Here is a 21391-nt window from a genome sequence, read left to right on the forward strand (position 1 = left end):
CATGAAAAATAGGATTACAGGGCTACTGACCATGGGCGCAGCGTTACTTTTCGGACATACAGCGCACGCCCAGGTAAACATGAAAACGCTGGCCACCAGCAAAGAAGAAAGCCATTTTGTACTGGCATACAAAGCTTATGACAGTGCAGGCCGCAAAGCTGCCGCCGACTCTGTTGTTGCTTTTGCCAAAAAGAACATCCCGCAGAGTAAGGCGATGCGTGCGGAGTTGGTACAAAAGATGCAGCAGGAAAAAGACGTCCTTAAAAGAGAACAGCTTTTTAAACAATGCGTTGACGCCTATCCAATCCGTAACATTCCCGGCATCTTCGTAGTATACGATTACATGCGTGCAGGTATCGGCGCACACTACGCTACAGAGGGCAATTCCGCTAAGGCAAAACAATATGCCGACGAAATGGAATACCCGTTTTGGGCGGGAGAAGGTCGTATGATCATTGCGAACGCGCTGTTGAAAAAAGGCGATACCGCCACCGCTACCGGACTGGTTTTAAAGGCTGTAGAAACCGGCCGCGCATTCGTAAATCCCAAACCCGGCGACAATGAGGCGCAATTTGCAGCGGTAGGTTATCCTTACTCCAACCTTATGTATGCCAACCTGATGTACCGTCAGGGGAATTATGATACCGCCCTGGTGTATATGGAAGAAGCTGCACGATACAATGCCCGTGGTGAGGGTGATTATTACCTGCTGCACGCCCGCATTCTCCGCGCCCTGAATAAACTTCCGGAAGCACAGGCAAAACTCGAAACGTCGGTAATTACAGGCAAATCCAACCAGGTAAGTCTGAAAGAACTACAGGAAATTTACCAGTTACGTAACGGCAATACGAGTGGATTTGAAACTTATGTTGCGGGACTTAAAAACAAAATGAAAGCCGAAACTAAAGCCAGGGTTTCGAAAGAAATGATAGACGAACCGGCGCTTGCATTTGCACTGAAGGATTTGAACGGCAATAGTGTATCGCTGGCCAGCCTGAAAGGAAAAGTAGTAGTACTCGACTTCTGGGCCACCTGGTGTGGCCCCTGCAAAGCCTCTTTCCCTGCTATGAAAAAGGCGCAGGATAAGTTTAAGAATGATGGTAAAGTACAGTTCCTGTTCATCGACTGCTGGGAAAGAGCGGAAGATTACGAGGAACTGGTAAAGAAGTACATCACGTCTAACAAGTACGACTTTTCTGTATTGTTCGATCCGAAACCTGCGGAAGGCAAATCGGTAGCAGAGCATTACGGAGTAACCGCCATCCCTGCCAAATTTGTGATTGATGGAAATGGCAGGATCAGGTTTAAAATGGCAGGCTTTACGGGGGGCGAAGAAGCTGCCGTAGAAGAGCTGTCGGCCATGATTAACATGGCCAAAGGAAGCAATTAACCCACAGTAACCAATAAAGAAGAAAGCCGCTGCAGTTTATCTGTAGCGGCTTTTGTGCTTTGGGACCTGGCATTAAATCACTGTAATGCAACCTGACATAAATTATTGCGGCCAGGCGCCCCGACAACGGCAGCCGCAATAAAGTTGCAGCCTGCCAGGGGCACGAAACTCTCGAACGCTCAAAAAAACTCATCAAAATGTAAAGTATTCATTACATTTGGTAACGTAAAGGCTACATTATGAAAGAAAATTCCTTCCCCTACAATTACCGGCTTAAAGCGCTGGGTATACTGATTATGCTCGCCGGCGTATTCAGTTTTTTCCAGCAATACATCAGGAAAGATGTTTTTGATGCCAATGAACTGGCTGTTGGCTTAAGCTGGGGTTTGGTATTCTTTTTTTTCTCCAAAGAGAAAAGGGATGATGAGATGATACATATATTGAAATTTAAAGCGCTAACCAGGGCGGTGATCATCTCGTTCGCCATCACTCATCTTTATAACTACCTGATGCTGAACTGGCGCCTTGAACGCGAAAAAGACATTATCCTCTCCATATCTGCCTATCAATTCCTGGCGCTTACATTACTGATCGCCACCGGTATATTTTATTACATGAAACATCAGGCCTCGTTAATTGAAGAAAAATGAAGAATCTTATTAAGGTAGAACGAGCCAGGAACAATGTAACACAGGCTGAACTGGCAGATAACGTGAAGGTGGCAAGACAAACAATTATCGCCATTGAAAGCGGGAGGTTCGTACCGTCTACAATGCTGGCATTAAAGATAGCGAAGGTACTGAAGTGTAGCGTAGATGTGCTTTTTGAGCTGGAGGAAACGGATTGGCAGTAATACGGACCTACCTGCCCCCTAAATTCACCCATGATAAAGGGGTTTGAAATGTCTGCAGCATATAATGTAAATGAATGCCTACATTTACACCTTATTGCAGAAATGAATGGAAAAATGGCTTTACTGGAGCAGGATGAAAAAGACAAGATGTTCTCACACATGTACCTGGTAACAGGCTTTCGCCCTGAAATGAAACCAGCAAAAAAGTATCCATATCACTCACTGCCGGCATTAATGCCTGGCGGCCTGCACAAATGAACAGCAAGTTTAGCAGCAAGTTTAATGACAGAATACTATTTCCGGGCAACTCCTTATGCATCGGCTGGTTTTAAAATTGGATTTTAAGTTTTAGCGATGAAGCAAACATTACAGAATATTGTAAACAAGAGTGTTTACGGCTTTTTTTATGCCGTTAGCCTGATGCCAGTGACTTTTTTATATGCAATCGCTTCTTTCGCGCATTTCCTCGCTTATTACGTTATTGGATACAGGAAAGCAGTAGTCATTCAAAACATTGCACGTTCCTTTCCTGAAATGAAATATGGACAGGTACGCAGCATTGTAAAAAAGTTCTATGCCTCTTTCTTCGCCTATTTTGCCGAGATGATAAAGAGTATTTCTGTTTCGGAGAAAGTGCTGGATAAGAAGATAATATTTGAGAACCTGGAGATTATAGACAGTCATGTGAGCGCAGGAAGAAATATAATTGCCAGTATGGGGCATTGCGGCAACTGGGAAATGCTGAATTTTATGCCTTATAAGCTTCAACACGACATGTACGCTGTTTACAAACCCCTTCAGTCGGCAATGATGAACAAGCTGATGCTCAGACTCCGGTCGCGCTTTGGTATGAAGATGATATCCGACAAATCGGTTGTACGTCATATACTGACTCAAAAATCATCGCCGGCCGTATACCTGTTTCTGGCCGATCAAAGTCCCCGGACGAAAGAAGAAAAGTATAAATTCGAGTTGCTGAACCAGGAAACCTATTTTTTTTCAGGTATGGAAAAGCTGGCGCGTGTGAGCCGATCGGCAGTTATTTACCTGCACATTACACAGTTATCAAAGGGCAGTTACAAAATAACGTGCATGCCCATATGCTCCGAAGCCGAATCCATGAACGAAGGAGAAATAACCCAAAAGTATGTCGGGCTGCTAACGGAAAATATCAAAGAAGCACCAGCCGGCTGGCTGTGGACGCATAAAAGGTGGAAAAGATAGGTGGGCTGATCGAGATCATGAAGTTAAACAACGAATAGACTACTATGCAACTAGCTGGATTACTTGCTTAAATACGTTTATAAACATGCCGCATTTTTGTAAGAAGTAAATATCGAAAATACAACCACAAGGTTCGGGGTTGTCCGGCTTTGTACCATACATGGATCTGAACCAACAAACAATTAAAAGTCAACAACATAATTTGGCTGCATCTATGCGAAAAAGGGAAGATCCGCTTTTAGAGCGGATCTTCCCTTTTTGTTACCCGAGATAAATCATTTTCAAACCAATTTATACAGATAATCAATAGCTTAGGCGGAATTTGATTAAATTCTGGGTAGAGAGTGGCAGCTTTTATTTGCGCCAACGCCTTTCTTCAGGCCACGATGTCTTTCAACTATAAGCTAATATTTTTATCAAATAAGCTTAAAGAATACCATTGCCTGTGGTAACAATAAGTTAATATGAATATTCATTAAGTCGCTTCCTGATTGCCTATTTTGCTACAGAATTTAAAGTCATAATGGCAAAAGGGGAAATAGATAGATTTATGGAACTATGGTTGGAAGGCGATGAATCGGCTTTCAAAGGCGTTGTTAATCACTATTACCATCAAATGTATTCCTTCGCACTCCAAATGACCCACAACCGGGAAGATACGGAGGAATTAGTCATGAATTCATTTCTCAGACTGTGGCAACATAAAAACCGGGTCATTTATGTGTCCAGGCCCGACGAGTATCTTTTTGGTATCCTGCGCCGGGAAGTCGCGGGCTACGCCAGAAAGCGCGTATTGGTAGCAGAACCTATGGAAAATATCGAACCTGGAGAATTAGGAACAGTAGAACATCCGCAGTTTAATATAAAGGAATTGCGGGCAAAATACCAGGCGGCCCTGGACAAACTCACACCCAGACAAAGAGAGGTCTTTCAGCTCAGCAGAGAGCAGGAACTAACCCAACAGGAAATCGCCAACACCACAGGCCTATCCATAAATACCGTGGGCAACCACATGAACGCTGCGCTCAAGGTTTTTCGAAAAGAGATGAACGAATACCCCAACGCACTACCTGCGATTTTCTTTAGCTTCACAACTGCCGAACTGCTTTTCTGATAATCTCCTTACTCCCACCCACATCAGGTTAATTAACATTAACAGCCCCGCCCCGTATGTTAACAATTTATGAACTCGCACTTTTCATCTAGTGGCTAACAGCGATTTTCTCATTGTTTATAATAGATGGCATGCTGGTATGCCCGTAAACAATGAATGAAATGAGCCGACCATCAAGAGAAACACTCATCCGTTACTTTAGGGGAAAATGTCTTCCGTACGAGATTGAACTGGTAGAACTATACCTTTCCATGCATACCGACAACGAATACGTGGAAGCATGTATAGCAGAAGTGTGGGACGAACTGACGCCTTCCCAATCTAATTCAGTTGACAACGATCTGGAAAAATTTAGGGCAGAACTAGACCAAAGGAAAAGAACATGGGTACAACTTCCCGCATTGGATGACCAGGAAAAGGCCCAGCCTTCTGTTTTCCTACTTCCCGCGTGGATAAAAGCTGTTGCAGCTGCCGTCATCCTTATCGCGGGTACAGCATTGGCAATTTACACTACACAGCTAAAGACTTCCGAAACCCAGGTTGTAAAAACAAAAGACATGTTGTCCGGAAATGACAGGGCATTACTCACCTTATCTGACGGTTCAACCGTTTCTCTTTCAGGCCAGGCAAAAGGTAAGATAGCGGTACAACAAGGATTTACGGTCGAAAATACCGGCGAGGGCGAAATCGTATACAGGTCAACAGGAGGTGACACTGCTAGGACCAACGCTTATAACAGCATCGCTACCCCTAATGGCGGTCAGTACGTGGTGTCCCTGCCCGACGGGTCGAAAGCCCGGCTGAACGCGGCCTCTTCCCTGACCTATCCCGTTCACTTCTCTGGCAAAGAACGCCGCGTAAAGATGACGGGTGAAGTGTACTTTGAGATAGCCAAAGCCATTAACAATAAAAATAAGCACATTCCATTCTTCGTAGAAACGGACTGGCAGGAGATACAGGTGCTGGGTACCATGTTCAATGTAAATGCCTATACCGATGAGCTCCAACAAATGACCACGCTGGTGGAAGGCAGTGTACGACTGAAATCCAATGCTAACGGTTCCTATACAATGTTGAAACCCGGTCAACGAGCCTTGGTAGGAAATTCGGTCACGGTTTCCGATGCCGACATGAAACATGACCTCGCATGGATAAACGGTAAATTTATTTTCCAAAGGGAAGAGCTTGGGAGCATCCTACGAAAAATCTCACGGTGGTACGATCTTGAAGTCGAATGCCCACCCGAACTGGCGAACATAAAGTTTACGGGTAAGCTTTCCCGAAACCAGCCCATCTCGGCAGTGATAAAAATGATTTCCGCCACCAATAAAATAAACATTCAATTAAAAGAAAGGAGGATCATCGTGAAAAAATAATTAGCCACAGACATGACCTAACAAAATAGGCGGAGATGCTAGAACATCTACCGCCAGATAATTAAGGTTATTTGAAAAAATGCGCGAACAGTTTTAAAAACAACAAAAATTATTTAGACAATAATATGAAAAATCCACTCGTGGGCAAACCCACCAGCAACAATTTTCTACACAGACCTTTCAATCAATTCATGCGTGTTATGAAAATCACCATGGTATTAATGACCTGCTTTATCATGCAGTTGAGCGCAGCTACTTACGGACAGAAACTCACGATAAACAGACAGAGCGTTCCGCTTGCAGTTATTCTGGAAGAAATAAACGAGAAAACAGGATATGATTTCTTTTATGATGCTGACATATTTGATGGAATGCCAAAAGTATCGCTTAATGTCAGGAATGCAGCAATTGACGAAGTGCTGTCCCTCTGTTTTTCTGATCTACCCTTTGATTATACCATCAATAGTAAGATTGTCACCATCAGGAAGATTTCTAAAGGCGCGCTCAATGTCCCCGTCCAGCAACCCGGCCGCATCTCCGGCAAAATTATAGACGAACGCGGTGCTCCCCTTCCAGGAGCAAGCGTAAAAATTGTACAGACCAATCAGGCCGTACAAAGTAATGTAGATGGGAGCTATAATTTTACCGTTGCCCCTGGCACTTACACCATCGAGGTAAGCTATATCTCCTTTCAGACCAAGCGTGTTACCGAAGTGGAAGTGAAAGCCGGAAAGTTGACCAATCTCACCATCGTCATGAAATTGGCAACCAGCAAACTCGCCCAGGTTGTGATAACGGGCAACTTCAAGAAAGAAAGCACCGCAGGACTGTATGCCCGCCAGAAGAATGAAGCAGGTATCTCCAATGGTATCAGCCGGGAGCAAATAGGCGCATTGCCCGACAAGAGCGTGGGCGAAACCCTTAAACGTATATCTGGCGTGAGTACCAACGACAACCGCCGTGTGGTGGTACGTGGTATTGCCGAACGTTACAACCTGGCCATGATGGACGGTGCTACCCTGCCAAGCACCGACGTACAGGTGCGTGATTTTGAGTTTGACATTGTGCCCAGCAATCTGGTGGATAACGTAACGGTAAGCAAAACAGCAACGCCCGATATGAGCTTCGGTTTTGGCGGTGGATTGGTACAGATCAATACCATGGCGATTCCCGACAACAATTTTACGACTTTAAACTTCGGCTACAAATATATCAATGGCAGCACCGGTAAAGATTTCCTGGGATATGGACGTGGTAAGAACGATTATCTGGGTTTTAACGACAAGAGCAGGGATCATTTTCCCGATGGGTTATTAACGTTCGGAGGCAAGTCGTTTTACAACCCGACCAGCCCTTATAGTTCGCCCACCCAGGCAGAGCTTGACGCAGGTATGGTAGCCGTAACACCCGAAATGATTGGCGAGCAGAACAAACGCATTGGCGGATTGGCACGTTTGGGTACACGTACCTATAAAACAATGCCGGGACAGAACTACCAGTTTAGTCTGGGGCGAATCTACAACCTTAAAAACAGCCGACTGGGATTTGTAGGTTCTTTAAGCTACCGAAATGAGCAGTCTATTGACGACATCAGCCATTATGAACGTGGCAGATGGGAACATCTTGGTAGCCCCGTTTACGATGTTGAAACAGGCAAAGAAAAGGACGAAAGTACCGCCAAACAATATAATTTCAACACCAGCTGGGGTGCACTGCTCAATCTGGGATGGAGTGCCAAAAACCACAAGCTTACTTTCCGAAATTTCCTTTCCCGCTCTTTTGCCAACCAGTTTTTCCGTTTGGAAGGCTTTAGCAACGACCATCCGGCAAATTATGGTGAAAATCCTGACATAAGGGAATACGACCGCCCTAAATTCATCGACCTGCTGCAGAACCGCATTAACGGCGAGCACCGTTTTGGCAATTTCGGGTTCGACTGGAGCGTGGCCCGCAACAAGATCAGCAACCTGGAGCAGGATGCTGTAGATGCCAATCTTGCGCTCTGGGAAACCATGAACGGTAAAGTGTACAGGTATTTTCCGCAGGCAACCACCAATACGGGTAATTATACGCTTACCCGCTCGGAGTACAAATACGAAGAAACCAACCTGATGGCAGAAGCTGCCGTCAAGTACAATTTCAACGTGTTGGGACAAAAGCAACTCTTCAAGACTGGATTTCAGTACAGGGATACCAAAGGGAAATACAACTGGAATATCCTGCCCATAGGCAGTGCCAGCAGCAGCAGCAATGTACAGTACCTGCATATACAGGACTGGGCATCTCATTTGGATTTTAGCGATCCGCTAAAGGACATTTACTATTATCCCGGAGGCTATGATGCGAATTATTATGAGGGCAAGAACAACAATCAGGCATATTATGTCATGCTGGACAACCGCCTTACCAATTGGATCAGATTGGTATGGGGCATACGGGCAGAGAGCTATGTGTACGAGAAGTTAAAAGACGGTGCTTCCGACTTTTACGGACAGGCAACCATGAACAATGCCCAAAAGGCCCGCTTTGTGGATCCCGCAACAGGCAACCTCGTGCACCGCACACTCGATGCCAGTGCCGAAGACCTTAAATGGCACTACCTGCCCTCGGCAAACCTGACACTTACACCGCTCAAAGACTTTAACATCCGGGCCTCCTATGGCAAATCGGCCATCCGTCCGTCGCTGATCGAGAACTCTAATTTCTCCCGTTACAATTACGTATATGGTCGCATGCAGCGCAATGTGGGGGTAATTTCCACCTTGATCGATCATTACGATTTACGTCTCGAATGGTATCCCGGAGCCGGAGAAGTGATTTCGGCAGGTTATTTTACCAAACATTTTAAAAACCCCGTAGAGCTATACCTCGATATCTTTGACAGCAGCGGTTCCATTGACCTGTTTACGCAAAACTCAGACTATGCCGATGTAAGGGGATGGGAATTTGACCTGCGCAAAAGTCTGGGCTTTATTTATCCCGACTTCAAAGTGCTGGGCGATATATATGTAAGCGGTAACCTGACCTTACAGACTTCTGAAGTACAGGCAAGTACATTCAAGTACGAAACAATGGGAGAGGGAAAAGATAATTACGATAACGGTTATACCTACCGCACCAAGACTCTTCTGAAAGAGAAACGTCCCTTGTATGGACAGGTTCCGGTAATATATAATTTGGGACTGCAATATGCAGGCGAACGTTTGGGAGCGAATATCGCCTTTAACCATACCGGTTACAAAACCCTGACCGTGGGCATGTTGCCCCAATATTCGGAAAGCGAACGCCCCCGTAATCAGCTGGATGCGCAGTTGAGCTACAAGTTCCTGAAAAATAAAAAGTTGGAAACCAGGCTAAACATGAGCAACCTGCTTAACAGTGCATACCGCTTTTACAACAATTCTACTGCAACGTACAAAAGAAAGCCGGGAACCGAGAACACAGCCATGACGGAATGGTCTGATATTTTTGAATGGCAATACGGATTTTCCAATAAATATGAAGAGGGCTATTACGAAACTTCGGAAGATGGCAAGACCAAAAAACGCATAGGCGATACCAATACCTTCATCCGTAAGGTTGGTACTTCGTTAAGTCTGTCAGTGTCATATTCTTTTTAATTTCTTATACAATTAATATCATGAGAACAATGAAAATATTTTATGCCGTACTAACTGGTGCATTCCTGTTGGTACTGGTAGCCTGCAATAAGCGTGAGGATGATTTCTTTTATACAGGAGAGGCATTAACTGTTAAACTAATAGGTTACAACGGTAGTAGTGAGGAGTTGGAAATAAAAGTAGATACGTTCAAATTCAAACGCACTGTGTCTGCAAACGAAACCATTAATCAAAGCGATGCCTATCTGTTTACAGATAACCAGCGTACCGCTAAGCTGACCGTCACCGAAAAGGGCACGGGTAAGCTGGTATTAGAAAGAGAATTGGAAAAAAGCGAAAAAAATGTAACGGTTAATCTCTTCTATACAAATGATGGGATAGTTCCCTACAATCCTCCACCGGTCAACCCCAATACCAATATCGTAGGTGTTTTTATTACCAAAAACCAGCAGACAATTACTACGGCAGATATAGCTGTAACGTTATCTGGAAATGTTATCACCTTTTTAGCCCAAAACGTTCCTCCCAACCAATGGTTCTTTTTTGAAACGGACTATATACCTACTGTTCCTGCAACGGAACGTATTCTGTTTCGCCGGGCCGGGACTACATTAGGGTATTATCAGAATAGCACAGGTAGAAATATCTTTTCCAACTTCCCTTTATTTCCCGTAGATGGAACGAAAGGAGCGCTTCGCAGCTATATTATAACAGGCAGTACGGGAATTATAAATATCGCTGCAACCAGAGTGTTTTAAAGTATAAAATAGTAAAATCATGAACCCATATTTAAAGAATACAGCTATTATCGCTCTTATTGCAGGTTTCTTTACCGCATGCAATAAGGATATAGAAACCACAAAAGCGGTTGCTTTTGATATTGTTGGGTATAATACCAGCAACAATGATCTGGAAATTTCGGTAGACACGGTCGTGTTTTCAAGATTTCCTATAGCGGCAAATTCAGTGGTTAGCTTTGGGAAGTCGTACACCTATCCATCGGTCAAACGTGAAGCGCAGATCAGTGTTAAGGACAAGCAGTCGGGCAACGAGGTTTGGAAACAAACCGTTCGCTTGTCGGATGCAGAGCTGGAGCAGTTCTATCCCTTTGTATGGCTGGATGGACAGGTATTGGCGGTCAATCCCCCAACTGCCGATGCCAACACCAATAAAATTGGCTTCTATGTGCACTATCCGCAAAGCAACGATCCAATTGATATTTTTATTAAGAACGAAGCCGGACAGGCGGCCTACTTCGCAAAGAACGTAACACCCGGCACCTGGGTGTATAGCGATTACGTCACACCTGAGGGCTTTTTCCAAAACCCGAACGGTGACTTTTACATTCATTGTACCAAAGCCGGTACAACTGATAGCTGGGCATTTGACAACAATGAGGCGAAAAGTAAAGTGTCTAACAATAATAACGGTACTTTCTTTCCGTTGCACCACACCCAAAAGGGCAATGTGCGCTCCTATTTTATTACACCCGGTATGTACCAAATGGAGTTGATACGGTTGTTTAAAAAGCCACGGAATTAGTTGTATGAAAGCCATTGGCCAGCGGGAGCATCTTGTTGGTCTTGCAAATCTTTAATTAACATAACGGGCTTTAGTAACAAAAAAGAAGATCCGCTCTGAGAGCGGATCTTCACTACCTGTTACCGGGGATGAAGCGTTTTCGAACCAGTTTATACAGATAATCAATTCCTTAGGACGAAATAATGCACTAAAAAACGTAAAAAAATCCCCCACTCAATGAGCGGGGGATAACTCCCGATAATCGGGTTAATTTTTGAATTAAATCCGACAAGTAAAAGGTGGTTAGCGCTCTTTGCGAACCCCTTTGAATGGCTTGCCGTCAGCTTTTTGATCCATAAACTTTCCAGTTGAGGTATCCCTTTTCACAAAGGTCTTTGTTTGTGGATTGTATGTCTGACTCCTTCCAGTTACTTGACCGTTGCGGTGTCCATCTCCGGACTTTCCGTTTCTAGCCATGACTAAAAATTGACATCATGATGGCAGCTATTTATTACTGAGGCGCTTGCCGCCCAAGTGACGATTTGCAAAGATTAAGCAAATAGCCTATCTTTACAACGCAAGAAGATGCCTCGAAACATTCATTGCGACCAAAGCATCGTCAACAGTTGCTTTGGTTTTTTTATTCTAAAGCTTATTAAGTTCAAAAGCGTAATTATAGCTGATCTTTCCCTTTAAGTAAACGTTTAAGAATTTCTCTGGCGCTAGCATCATCTTCACGTCCCGGCTTTCACCTGCGCAGTAACACGGTTTGCAGATGACAATTTGTTCGCCGGCTTTTTCTTCTTCTTCTTTCTACCCCACCATACCATAAAACCGGTAACCGGCAACGATGCCGAGATAAGCGACGCAAAGAACATCGCAATACGCCCCGGCAACCCCGCAATGCCGCCTACATGGATGTCGTAGTTCATCCGCGCCACTTTTTCCGCAAGGGTTGCATCGGCATATTTGCCCAGGTACGGCACTGGTATCTCTTTACCGGTATACTGATCGAAGTAGCAGTAGTCCGCATTGTGGGACTGTTGGCTGCTGGGATAGGCACGCGCCACTATGGGAGCTGAGTCATTGATGGGCAGGGATAGGGCAAGAACGGCAGCATCGTGGTACCGCTGCCTAAACTGATCAAACACCTGGTTGATGGTGGTGCTGTCTTTTGCAGGCGCATTCCTGTCAGAATTGACGGCGATGGCACCAGGCCTGGTTTTCCCACCGCTGAACACCCAAAATTCTGCCTGCGCCATCCACTGGAAGCTCCACACCAGGCCCGTTAAGGCGGCGAACAATACGATCCAGCTGGCATAGAAGCCTAACACATTATGCAGGTCATAGTTGAGGCGTTTAGGGGACGTGTCCCATTTAATGCGGAAGCTTGTTTTTCTACGCGCCTTGTTGCGGGGCCACCACAGCACGATCCCGCTAACCAGGATGACCAGGAAAACAAGGGTGCCGTAGCCGACTACAAGATGGCCGATATCCTGGGGCAGCCAGAGGTACATATGCCCATCGATGATAAAGCGGAAGAACTCGTCCTTCCGGTCGAGCACCTTTTCCACGTTACCGGAGTATGGATTCACATATACGTTGAAATAGTAGTAAGGCTTTTTTTGATAGAACTGCACCACGGGCGCTTTGCCCGCCTCTTCATACAGGATGCGGAACGCCTTTTTGCCGTTCATGGCCTGCTCTGCGACGGCGCGTATATCCGTCACCGGTTTATACGGTTTGTTTTCCACCGTTACGAAACGATAGGGCTGCGTAAATTCGGATATTTCGGGTTGCCAGGCATAAATAGCGCCGGTAATGGAAATAATAAATACAACGATTCCTGAAATGAGGCCCAGCCACAGGTGCAGCCAGCCGAAGATCTTTTTCATGTTCATACGCGATATGCAATAACGTAAAATGAAGACACCTGCCTGGTATCTTCATTTTACGCCGGTTGGCCAATGTTTAGAATTTGATGGTGAGATTCACTGCCCAGTTACGTGGCGGCTGTGGCTCGCCCCAGGGGCCCCAGTACATCTCGTTGGTAATATTGTCCAGCTTCACCCCTACGCGGTAACCCGGACGGTCGTAGAAGATCGTGCCGTTAAACACAGTATAGGCGGGGAAGTAGGTGAGGTTGTTATTGTCGAATACGATGTCTCCGTTGTACACCGCACCGGCGCCAATACCCAACCCGGATACTTTTCCGCTGTTGATGCGGTAGCTGATCCACGTGTTGGCCGTGTGTTTTGCACCCGATGCCGGCGGACGCTTGCCTACAAAATCTTTCGCCTTGGTGATCTCTATGTCATTGAAGCCATAACCAGCCAGGATGTTGAGGCCGGAAATGGGATTGGCAATCACCTCCGCTTCAAAACCTTTACTTTTCCAGGTGCCATCCTGGTAATAGATGGTAAGGTCGGTATTATCCTGACGGATTTTGTCTTTTACTGCAATGTCGTAAGCACTCAGTGTTACGCTTAATTTACTTTTCAGGAGGTCGGCTTTAATACCACCTTCCCACTGGTTCGCCTGCTCCGGCTTAAACACATTGCCGTTACGGTCTACCTGTGCGGAATAGCTAAAGCCGTTCTGGTAATTCGCGAATACAGACAACTGATCTTTCACCACCTGGTACACTGCACCGAATTTAGGGGAGAAAGAAGACTTGTTGTAGTTGCCGGTCGTTTTGCCGGTAGCCAGGGAATAAGTTCCTTTAGCATCTACTCTATCCCAGCGCACACTTGCCATAACGAGTAACTGATCGGTAAGGTTCACTACGTCGGACACGTAAATGCCGTAACGGTCTGTATGGCTTTTGAAGTAGTTCGTGGGTTTCATACCTGCCAGGCGCCTGTCTACATCTTCTCTCATTAAGATAGGCGTTGTTCCGGTGGTAGATATTGTATCGTGCATGTAGTTCAGGATGTAAGTGGGCTGGGTAATATCCGCCAGGTAGTCGGCGCCCATCAGTACGCGGTGTTTGATAGCACCGGTGTGGAACTCACCATTCAGGTTCTGCTGGATCTGGATGGTGTTGTAGTTATGGCTGTACTTTTGTACGCGCCTGGACAAGGTTTCGCCGGTGCCTAACAGCGTACCGCTGAACTGGTACTGCTGGCGGGCATTTACGCCGCCGGTAGAAAATATGGTGGTCGTATTCCAATTGCTGTTGATCTTATAGTTCATGGTAGCAAACAGGTTATAACCGGGGAATACGGACTCCAGGTCGTTGGAATAGAACGTGCGTTTGTAGTATTTCGCCATCGCGGCTTTATAGTCGGCCGGAGCACCCAACGGGTTGATGTAGGCGATAGCCTGTGTACCAGCGTTGCGGAACATTTCCACATCTATGAGGAACGAAAGGCGGTCGCTCGCTTTATAAGCGAAAGAGGTTGCCAGGAAGTAGTTACGCCTGAAACCTGCTTCCTGGAAGCTCTCCTGTCCCCAGCGACCAAGGTTTACACGCAGCAGCGCGGTTTTGTCTTCGTTCAGCGGTGCGTTGATGTCTGCCGTGATGCGGTTCAATCCCCAGCTGCCGGCCGTGAAGTTGAGGTCTGTCCGGAAGGTTTCGAAAGGTTTTTTGGTCACCCTGTTTACCAGGCCGCCGTAAGATACCGCACCGCTACCAAACAAAGTACCGGAAGGGCCTTTCATCACTTCGATGCGCTCCAGGTTGGCCATGTCTACCGTAATCAGCTGGTTGGCCACCATGCCGTTGCGGATGTAGTTAGCAGTACGGAAACCACGGATGATGGTAGACGTACGGCCGTTACTCACCGTTTCGGTAGAGTTGACGCCGGCCACGTTTTTGATCGCGTCTTTATATTCAAGGATGCCCTGTTCTTTAATGATCTCGGAGGTGACGATGTTGTATACCTGCGGGTTTTCCAGGTTTTTCAGCGGCATACGGGCCACGTAGTCACTCTCTTTTTTAGCGAATTTATTTTTGCCGCTGGCGATGATCACTTCCTGGAGCGTTTGCTGCGAAGCTTTCAGCTGGAAGTTTTGCTCCACGGTTTGACCGGCTGTGATGTTCACCGTAAAACTGATCATATCATGCCCTGCCACGAATACTTCTGCCAGGTAGGTGCCGGGCGCCACGTTCCGGATAACATAAGCGCCGTTTTCGTTGGTAACGGTTTGCTTGCGAGCGTCTTTCAGGCGAACGCCTACGCCTGGTACTTCCGTACCGTCTTCCGCCGTAACGCGGCCTTTGATCGCGCCGTAGTTAATTGTCTGTGCAGTCGTTGTCCTGATCATGACGAGCATGAAGAGGCTTATAATGGTAATTACTCTCATGGAAAGATGTTAAGGTTAGGCTGATTACAGGATTCAGTAATCGAGGCGCAAAGTTAGAAGAAGGACAAAGGGTGTGTAGATCAAATGCGGAATTTGATTTACGCTAACGGGAAATCTTCCGTAATCAATTACAAAAAGGGCGACTAACAAGTGGTCGTTGCACAACTAAACCATAGGCATAATAAGAAAGCACAACAAACCTTACCGTTTGTTGTGCTTTCTTATTATAGCATATTGATAATCAAATGTTTGATTTGTATAATTTATACTATGCAAGACAAGAAAGATTATCAGGAGAGACTGTTCATTCAGTTCCTGCTCTCCGACTACGTTCCTCAAGACAATTTTTACAGGCAATTGAAGTCAATAGTTTATTTTAGCTTCTTATATGCATCAACTGCTAAATATTATGGAAGTGAAGGGCAGAAAAGTATAGACCCGGTAGTTTTTATGAAGTTGATGTTGGGGGGATTTAGAGAATCTAAACAGCGATCGAAGGATTATCTCCACTTCTAGGATGCGCATAGATATTCTGTATTTCATAGGTTATGATTAGATGAAGAACTTCCCTGGCATTCCATGCTTAGTCCCACTCGTCAACTTTATGGAGAAGAAGAGTTTATGACTTTATTTAAACTGGTATTGAAACAATGTATGGATAAGGGTTTGATATCAGGTAAGCGTCAGGCGGTCGACAGTGTATTTTTTTTCGGCATTGTTTGCGGGTATTTCAACCGGCCAATACTTGTTTCTTCTCTTTAATTTGATACGGATGTGGACAGGGCAACAATCGCTTTTATTTCGTCTTTTTCGCCAGTTTAAAATGGGCGCAAATGAAGGAGTAAAACATTGCCTCTTAGTTTAATCTTGAGCGTATTTTTTGTGGAGGCGGGAGGTCTTGTGGAAGGGAAAAAATGATTGAGCTTTGGGCAGAACCAATGGTAGAACAACCCGCGATTTTCGGCGAGTTTCGGCGGAGGTGGCCTTGAATGGAGGTAAAATAGAAAAACCGCTACAGAGTAGACCTGTAGCGGTTTTAGAGACTTTTGAAACCCGCGGAGAAGGGTTTCGTTGTAATACCTGTTACCAAGGATGGATTCGAACCACCAAACAACTGTAAATCAACAATAAACATCAGACTGCACAATAGCAAAAAAAAGAAGATCCGCTCTACGAGCGGATCTTCACCATCTGTTACCCTTGACGATTTTTTTTCGAACCAATTTATACAGATAATCAGTAAGTTAAGCTGATTTCTCTCGTTACACTGTTAGGCAAGACACCCCTTCAGCAATCATAAAGAGTCATAGCTCCGGCACTCCGCTTTCCGCTGAATGGCATTGTGAGCTTTGTGACTACGGTGCTAAGGGAGAATAATGAAGTTTTAGGCTACACGATGCAGAAAACCTAAAAGCAGCGAAAAACATATTCCTATTTTGGTGAGTTTATTATTGGAGGGCTGAAAATATTTTTTTGCATTTTAGTACCAATAGCACTTTATGTTGCTTTTAAAAGGTATAAAAAAACGTAAGGTCGTATTTCATCTTATTCGCACCCATCAATTATTTCGCTTTTTTTATTGCCATCAAACCCATTGTATTTTTCACCACTCATTTCGGCTGAGAAGTCAATGCCTCCACGCTGGAAATTAAGAATTTCACCTACGATGGATATGCAGATTTCAGTAAGGCTTATTTTCATATTGGTGCTGCAAATGCAGATAATGATTTATTATTAAGCATTGATTTAAACCTCTATAATAGTTCATTACAGAAAATATTTTTACATAATAATTTCATGGTGGATCTTCAATTACTCACCCTCGATCCGCATGGTAACACCTGGCAAATTAACAACCCAGACGCTAAAGGCATTCTATTTCCCATTAACAGCGACAATCAATTTGACATCATCGAAATTCCTCCTAAGTCCTTTAAGGCATTCCATGCAACGGCCATTGATATCCCGAATAAATTTCTTTTTTGGTGGACTAGGGATATCCTAACAAAGATAGCCCCAGGGACCTTAGTTGGTCAAGTAGCGTTAGGATAACGGTAATGGAACCTGATCACGGTCAACATTTATCCGAGACCCCATTACTATTCACCGTAGTGGCCCCCATGTCCAAAGGTCTACCGGCCAGCCAACTTCCCCGTAGTTTGAAAACTAGATCTACTAACTAAGTCAACCGACTGATACCATTTACAACAATGGTCACTAAGAGCAGTCAACATAGGACTGCAATCCGTTGCAAGGAAATGCGTACAAAAGAAGTATTAAATGAAATGTTTTTACCGAACACCTATACACGGATTGTTTTAACATCTCGCCTCTATTGTCAATATCGGTTAAATCGTTATATTCCATGCCTAAAATTAATCGTACACCTAACCCCAAACATCATGGCTTTAATTGATAATCTCCTGAATAACATTAAGGGGACGTTTAATCGGTTCTTACTCACCACCAAATGCTTGCTATACCGACACCAACAATTAACGGCGGGGTTATACAAAAGGAACGTGGTCTTATTTGATCCACTTCACTACTGCTTAATTTGTCAGTTGATTTTCTTTGCTGCCATCCATTCGGTCAACAACAAGGATACTAATCGATTCTCCGTATTATTTTACGATATAGTTCAATGCTCGAATCCATTAAAAATATTTTTTGCCCTGATCCCGACCACTATAATTTATTACAGCGTTGGGGAGATCATTAGTCGAGTGTTCATTAAACTAAAATTTGAAAAAGCTATTTTTAAAGCGTTAACTTTTTATTACACAGGCTTTGCACTACTCTGCTGGTCGGTGCTTCATATCATTAGAGTCTTCGTGTTAGCGATCGCCTTCCCTACCAGCGACCGCCATGGACGCGCGATTATATATGCCCTAATAGATTCGCAGGATCGCTATGACACCATTTATACTGCCTTCATGATAATATTTATCGGATTTTGCATGATAGCACCCTTTCTTTTTCTCCTTTCATTTTGCCGCTACAAACTGTTGGTCAGGTGGTACTTTGCACTCCTGATACCCGTGACTTATCTGGCCTATGTGATGGCGGTCCGCCCCATTTTATTTTTCGCCACTCACTTTGGCACTGAGGTAACTGCTTCCAGCTTGAAAGTATCAGATTTTGAATTTACTGGCGATCCGATATTCAAAACCGGGATTTTTCAATTTGAAGTAGGCGATTCAATGACAGCAGATGAGGTAAAGATAATAGTGGACCTCAATCTATATAATAGTTCATCCCAACCCATTTATGTGGTTAATCGGTTTGTGATGGACATCAGCTTTGAAACGGCCCGACCCAGGGCCCCGGATTGGAAGATTGTAAGTAAGGAAAGCAAAGCAATCGTGTTCAGTTCGGCACCAGATGGTCGCCATGATATGATTAAAATACCGCCTAAATCGTATATGGCGATCCGAGGTCATGCCATCGAAATCCCAGACAAGGCCTTATTTAGTTGGGGTAGTTCGGAGCGTAAAAAAACGAAGTTTGACAACCACGAATGGTTTTCTTTGGTCCACTTTAAATTTAGTGATGCCGAACAAAAAGAATTTCAGTGTAAGACCGCTTTACTTCGGTCAGAGATACGATGGGCACCCGCCGATGGCACGGTTGCCAAACAGGAACGCAACCATGCTATCCCCTGATTGTAGGTAGCCAGGTACAACCCATCGCTGACCTTAATGGCAGCCGACATGGCCCGCTTTGTGAATGCTGTAGCCCACGAGGGCGGCGCCTTGGTTCTCCATCCTTTTTTTGATGATAAGGATGCCGTCCTAAAAAAATTCATCTGACACCTGAAGTGGGTCGCTAGGGATTTCCATTGTTGACCAAGTTAGCCATATTACAAGATAGCAGCGCATCTCACGGGCAGGAAATAACAAAAAAAGAAGGGGGCAAAAGCCCCCTAATCATTGCGTATTGCTAGAATTATAATTAAAAAATTTGCCTCGTTACTTCTTCCCATTTGCCTCAATCACAAAATGACTTTCTTCTGTTGTCTTTACCCCTGGGACAGATTTTAGTGCTTCTATTCTGTCTGTCCCCTCCACTGAAATGGTTCGGGTAAATGGCCTTGATTTTATGACATTGAATCCCAGTGCCTTCACCGAGGCTATCACCGTTTGAAAATCAAACTTCTGGTCTATGGTAACGATAATATTGTTTAACATCTGAAAATGGAACCTTTTGGCCCCGAAAATTCATGATTAAAGTTACGTTTTTGTCCTCAAATATACCAACCCTGCCCCCACTTCGGTCGCAGGATGCGGTAATGGGTCGGCATTTTTCTCCAATTTGGCCCAAATTTCCGACGCTTTCTGGTTTAGGTCCTCCTGCCAATACAGCGCCGCAATGCCTGCTACATAAGGGGACGCAAGCGATGTGCCAGAGGAGGCCACTACTCCCTTATTAACGATATTAGCCGTTAAAATATTGACTCCCGGCCCAGTAATATTAACGGGATGACCGTTTGCAGGCACCTGGGAGCAAGCCTTTTTGTACATCTTAAAGTCTTGATCTACAGCCGATACGGCCATAATGGAAGGACTATTTGCTGGCGCGCCAACGCCCACTTTTATCCCATTATCCCGGTCAGCAAAATTACCTGCGGCTGCAACAATAAGGCATTGATTTACAAGGGACATCTGCGCAACATCTTCGAAAGCCTGGGAAAAAGGCTGCTTTTCATGGGCAAAAGGTAGTCGAGAGAGGGAGAGATTGACAATATGACATTTTTTAGACAAAGCCCATTCAATGCCATCGATCACCGGTTCATCTTTACCTGGTCCAGCTTTTGGCAAAACTTTACCACAGTAAAGATCAGCTTCATAGGCCACCCCGATACGCCTACCACCCACCATTTCGCTCCCGCCTGCAGCGATGGCGGCCACCTTTGTCCCATGTCCGTTCGTATCAACGTAATCTTCGCCATCGATAAAACTTTCCTTTTCAATGATCCGTCCTGCAAAAAGCGGATGGGTATTATCAATACCGGTATCGAGAATGGCTACTCGGATTCCTTTGCCAGATAGGTGAGTACCAACCACATTCGTGGCTATGTTGCCCCAGGTAACATTGCCACCATCTGCAAAAGGAGGAACGGGTTTGGAAGTAGTGTTATCAGCCAAAGCCTCATTATACCGGGCAGGTTCCCCGTAGCGAAAAAACTCCGTTTGGTTGATCAGTTTTTCAATTATAGGTGCTTGGCCTTTGCGGAAAATGACCAATCGACACCTGGGAAAAATCACGCCATCGGCTTTTTGAATGGCTATTGTCGCGGGTGTGCGTTTGCCCTTGCGTGTGAACTCATAGATGGTTTTCAGGTTTACCCCCACACGCCTGGCCGCTTTCTTCATTTTGGTAGTCGAAGTACTACGGTCCATCAGCACTAGGTGACTACCAGTAAAAATGGGTCGTTGCTGCTCGTCTACAACAGGCTCCACTTCCGCAACGTGAATATATTCCTTGACAGGCGCATTGACCTTCGCCAGCCTTCTTTCTTGAGCAGCCTTTACCGCTTTGAGCGCCCTTTCTACGGACTCACGCCTTGCCGTCTGCATGCCACCTTGCGGTTGAACAACGTTTTGTAGCACCATTAATACCAGGTTGACCGAAGCGGGGGTAAGAAGGCCCAACCGATAACCCAAAAGGTGAGGATATTGCTGTCCGATAAACTCATTGACTTTCCCTAACGTAACAGCAGGATGATAGGCTTGGCGCCTGATTTGCTTTACCGTGTTAAGGATCACGATCGCATCGTCGCGATCCTTAACCGGGATTGTATTGACAAAAGGTTTTGCCCGGACGCGAATAAATTGCACGCCTTTGCCGGCCTTGGAATTGCCCGTTTTCATCCGGCGTCCATAAAAATTCGCCGAATGACCCTTTACTTTCGGTTTCTTCTTTGGGCTTTGTTCCTGTTTTTTAGCGGCCCTGATCGATGAATTGCGTGCAGCCATGCGCTCT

15 protein-coding genes are annotated in these 21391 nt (G+C 45.2%); 12 read left to right on the forward strand and 3 right to left on the reverse strand.

What is annotated here, in order from left to right; genetic code table 11:
* Window position 1 precedes the first annotated feature (1 nt).
* The 10 genes from QZT80_RS04875 to QZT80_RS04920 all read left to right on the forward strand — a co-directional run bounded on the left by QZT80_RS04875 (window position 2) and on the right by QZT80_RS04920 (window position 11119).
* The gene (locus tag QZT80_RS04875) at window positions 2-1390 is read left to right on the forward strand and encodes a TlpA disulfide reductase family protein (RefSeq protein ID WP_295118480.1); all 1389 of its coding nucleotides are present in this window, start codon (window positions 2-4) and stop codon (window positions 1388-1390) included.
* Between the two features lie 239 nt (window positions 1391-1629).
* On the forward strand, window positions 1630-2040 hold the full coding sequence (locus tag QZT80_RS04880; RefSeq protein ID WP_295118482.1) for a hypothetical protein: 411 nt from the start codon (window positions 1630-1632) through the stop codon (window positions 2038-2040).
* A complete protein-coding gene (locus QZT80_RS04885; protein WP_295118485.1) occupies window positions 2037-2243 on the forward strand; it encodes a helix-turn-helix transcriptional regulator in 207 nt (68 codons plus the stop codon). Before QZT80_RS04880 ends, QZT80_RS04885 begins: the two co-directional genes overlap by 4 nt.
* 30 nt (window positions 2244-2273) lie before the next feature.
* The gene (locus tag QZT80_RS04890) at window positions 2274-2501 is read left to right on the forward strand and encodes a DUF6268 family outer membrane beta-barrel protein (protein WP_295118488.1); all 228 of its coding nucleotides are present in this window, start codon (window positions 2274-2276) and stop codon (window positions 2499-2501) included.
* A gap of 96 nt (window positions 2502-2597) precedes the next feature.
* On the forward strand, window positions 2598-3467 hold the full coding sequence (locus QZT80_RS04895; protein WP_295118491.1) for a lysophospholipid acyltransferase family protein: 870 nt from the start codon (window positions 2598-2600) through the stop codon (window positions 3465-3467).
* A gap of 550 nt (window positions 3468-4017) precedes the next feature.
* Window positions 4018-4581: a sigma-70 family RNA polymerase sigma factor gene (locus tag QZT80_RS04900; protein ID WP_295118494.1), complete on the forward strand. Its 564-nt coding sequence runs from the start codon at window positions 4018-4020 to the stop codon at window positions 4579-4581.
* A 161-nt stretch (window positions 4582-4742) separates the two neighbouring features.
* The gene (locus tag QZT80_RS04905; RefSeq protein WP_295118497.1) at window positions 4743-5957 is read left to right on the forward strand and encodes a FecR family protein; all 1215 of its coding nucleotides are present in this window, start codon (window positions 4743-4745) and stop codon (window positions 5955-5957) included.
* A gap of 200 nt (window positions 5958-6157) precedes the next feature.
* Window positions 6158-9577, forward strand: a complete 3420-nt coding sequence (locus QZT80_RS04910; protein ID WP_295118500.1) for a TonB-dependent receptor — start codon at window positions 6158-6160, stop codon at window positions 9575-9577.
* A gap of 20 nt (window positions 9578-9597) precedes the next feature.
* A complete protein-coding gene (locus QZT80_RS04915) occupies window positions 9598-10335 on the forward strand; it encodes a hypothetical protein (RefSeq protein ID WP_295118502.1) in 738 nt (245 codons plus the stop codon).
* A gap of 19 nt (window positions 10336-10354) precedes the next feature.
* Complete coding sequence (locus QZT80_RS04920) at window positions 10355-11119, forward strand: hypothetical protein (RefSeq protein ID WP_295118505.1); 765 nt, start codon at window positions 10355-10357, stop codon at window positions 11117-11119.
* A 713-nt stretch (window positions 11120-11832) separates the two neighbouring features.
* Here QZT80_RS04920 and QZT80_RS04925 read toward each other — a convergent pair.
* Window positions 11833-12993, reverse strand: coding sequence for a PepSY domain-containing protein (locus QZT80_RS04925; RefSeq protein WP_295118508.1), 1161 nt, complete (start codon window positions 12991-12993; stop codon window positions 11833-11835).
* Window positions 12994-13069: 76 nt separating this feature from the next.
* The gene (locus QZT80_RS04930; protein ID WP_295118511.1) at window positions 13070-15406 is read right to left on the reverse strand and encodes a TonB-dependent receptor; all 2337 of its coding nucleotides are present in this window, start codon (window positions 15404-15406) and stop codon (window positions 13070-13072) included.
* A gap of 1797 nt (window positions 15407-17203) precedes the next feature.
* On the opposite strand from QZT80_RS04930, the gene QZT80_RS04935 reads away from it, so the two are divergent.
* Both QZT80_RS04935 and QZT80_RS04940 read left to right on the forward strand, forming a co-directional pair.
* The gene (locus QZT80_RS04935; RefSeq protein ID WP_295118514.1) at window positions 17204-17458 is read left to right on the forward strand and encodes a hypothetical protein; all 255 of its coding nucleotides are present in this window, start codon (window positions 17204-17206) and stop codon (window positions 17456-17458) included.
* Window positions 17459-17808: 350 nt separating this feature from the next.
* Window positions 17809-19071: a hypothetical protein gene (locus tag QZT80_RS04940; protein WP_295118517.1), complete on the forward strand. Its 1263-nt coding sequence runs from the start codon at window positions 17809-17811 to the stop codon at window positions 19069-19071.
* A gap of 567 nt (window positions 19072-19638) precedes the next feature.
* On the opposite strand, the gene QZT80_RS04945 is transcribed toward QZT80_RS04940, so the two are convergent.
* A complete protein-coding gene (locus QZT80_RS04945; RefSeq protein WP_295118519.1) occupies window positions 19639-21384 on the reverse strand; it encodes a S8 family serine peptidase in 1746 nt (581 codons plus the stop codon).
* Between the last annotated feature and the right edge of the window lie 7 nt (window positions 21385-21391).

The organism is uncultured Chitinophaga sp., from assembly GCF_902168175.1.
Lineage (GTDB): Bacteria > Bacteroidota > Bacteroidia > Chitinophagales > Chitinophagaceae > Chitinophaga.

Bases quoted from the DNA above. Each gene is read 5' to 3' on its own strand.
- QZT80_RS04915 (WP_295118502.1), top strand. From the start codon at position 9,598: ATGAGAACAATGAAAATATTTTATGCCGTACTAACTGGTGCATTCCTG.
- QZT80_RS04920 (WP_295118505.1), top strand. From the start codon at position 10,355: ATGAACCCATATTTAAAGAATACAGCTATTATCGCTCTTATTGCAGGT.
- QZT80_RS04900 (WP_295118494.1), top strand. From the start codon at position 4,018: ATGGAACTATGGTTGGAAGGCGATGAATCGGCTTTCAAAGGCGTTGTT.
- QZT80_RS04875 (WP_295118480.1), top strand. From the start codon at position 2: ATGAAAAATAGGATTACAGGGCTACTGACCATGGGCGCAGCGTTACTT.
- QZT80_RS04940 (WP_295118517.1), top strand. From the start codon at position 17,809: ATGGCTTTAATTGATAATCTCCTGAATAACATTAAGGGGACGTTTAAT.
- QZT80_RS04890 (WP_295118488.1), top strand. From the start codon at position 2,274: ATGATAAAGGGGTTTGAAATGTCTGCAGCATATAATGTAAATGAATGC.
- QZT80_RS04910 (WP_295118500.1), top strand. From the start codon at position 6,158: ATGAAAATCACCATGGTATTAATGACCTGCTTTATCATGCAGTTGAGC.
- QZT80_RS04905 (WP_295118497.1), top strand. From the start codon at position 4,743: ATGAGCCGACCATCAAGAGAAACACTCATCCGTTACTTTAGGGGAAAA.
- QZT80_RS04880 (WP_295118482.1), top strand. From the start codon at position 1,630: ATGAAAGAAAATTCCTTCCCCTACAATTACCGGCTTAAAGCGCTGGGT.
- QZT80_RS04895 (WP_295118491.1), top strand. From the start codon at position 2,598: ATGAAGCAAACATTACAGAATATTGTAAACAAGAGTGTTTACGGCTTT.
- QZT80_RS04885 (WP_295118485.1), top strand. From the start codon at position 2,037: ATGAAGAATCTTATTAAGGTAGAACGAGCCAGGAACAATGTAACACAG.
- QZT80_RS04930 (WP_295118511.1), bottom strand. From the start codon at position 15,406: ATGAGAGTAATTACCATTATAAGCCTCTTCATGCTCGTCATGATCAGG.
- QZT80_RS04925 (WP_295118508.1), bottom strand. From the start codon at position 12,993: ATGAAAAAGATCTTCGGCTGGCTGCACCTGTGGCTGGGCCTCATTTCA.
- QZT80_RS04935 (WP_295118514.1), top strand. From the start codon at position 17,204: ATGGTGGATCTTCAATTACTCACCCTCGATCCGCATGGTAACACCTGG.
- QZT80_RS04945 (WP_295118519.1), bottom strand. From the start codon at position 21,384: ATGGCTGCACGCAATTCATCGATCAGGGCCGCTAAAAAACAGGAACAA.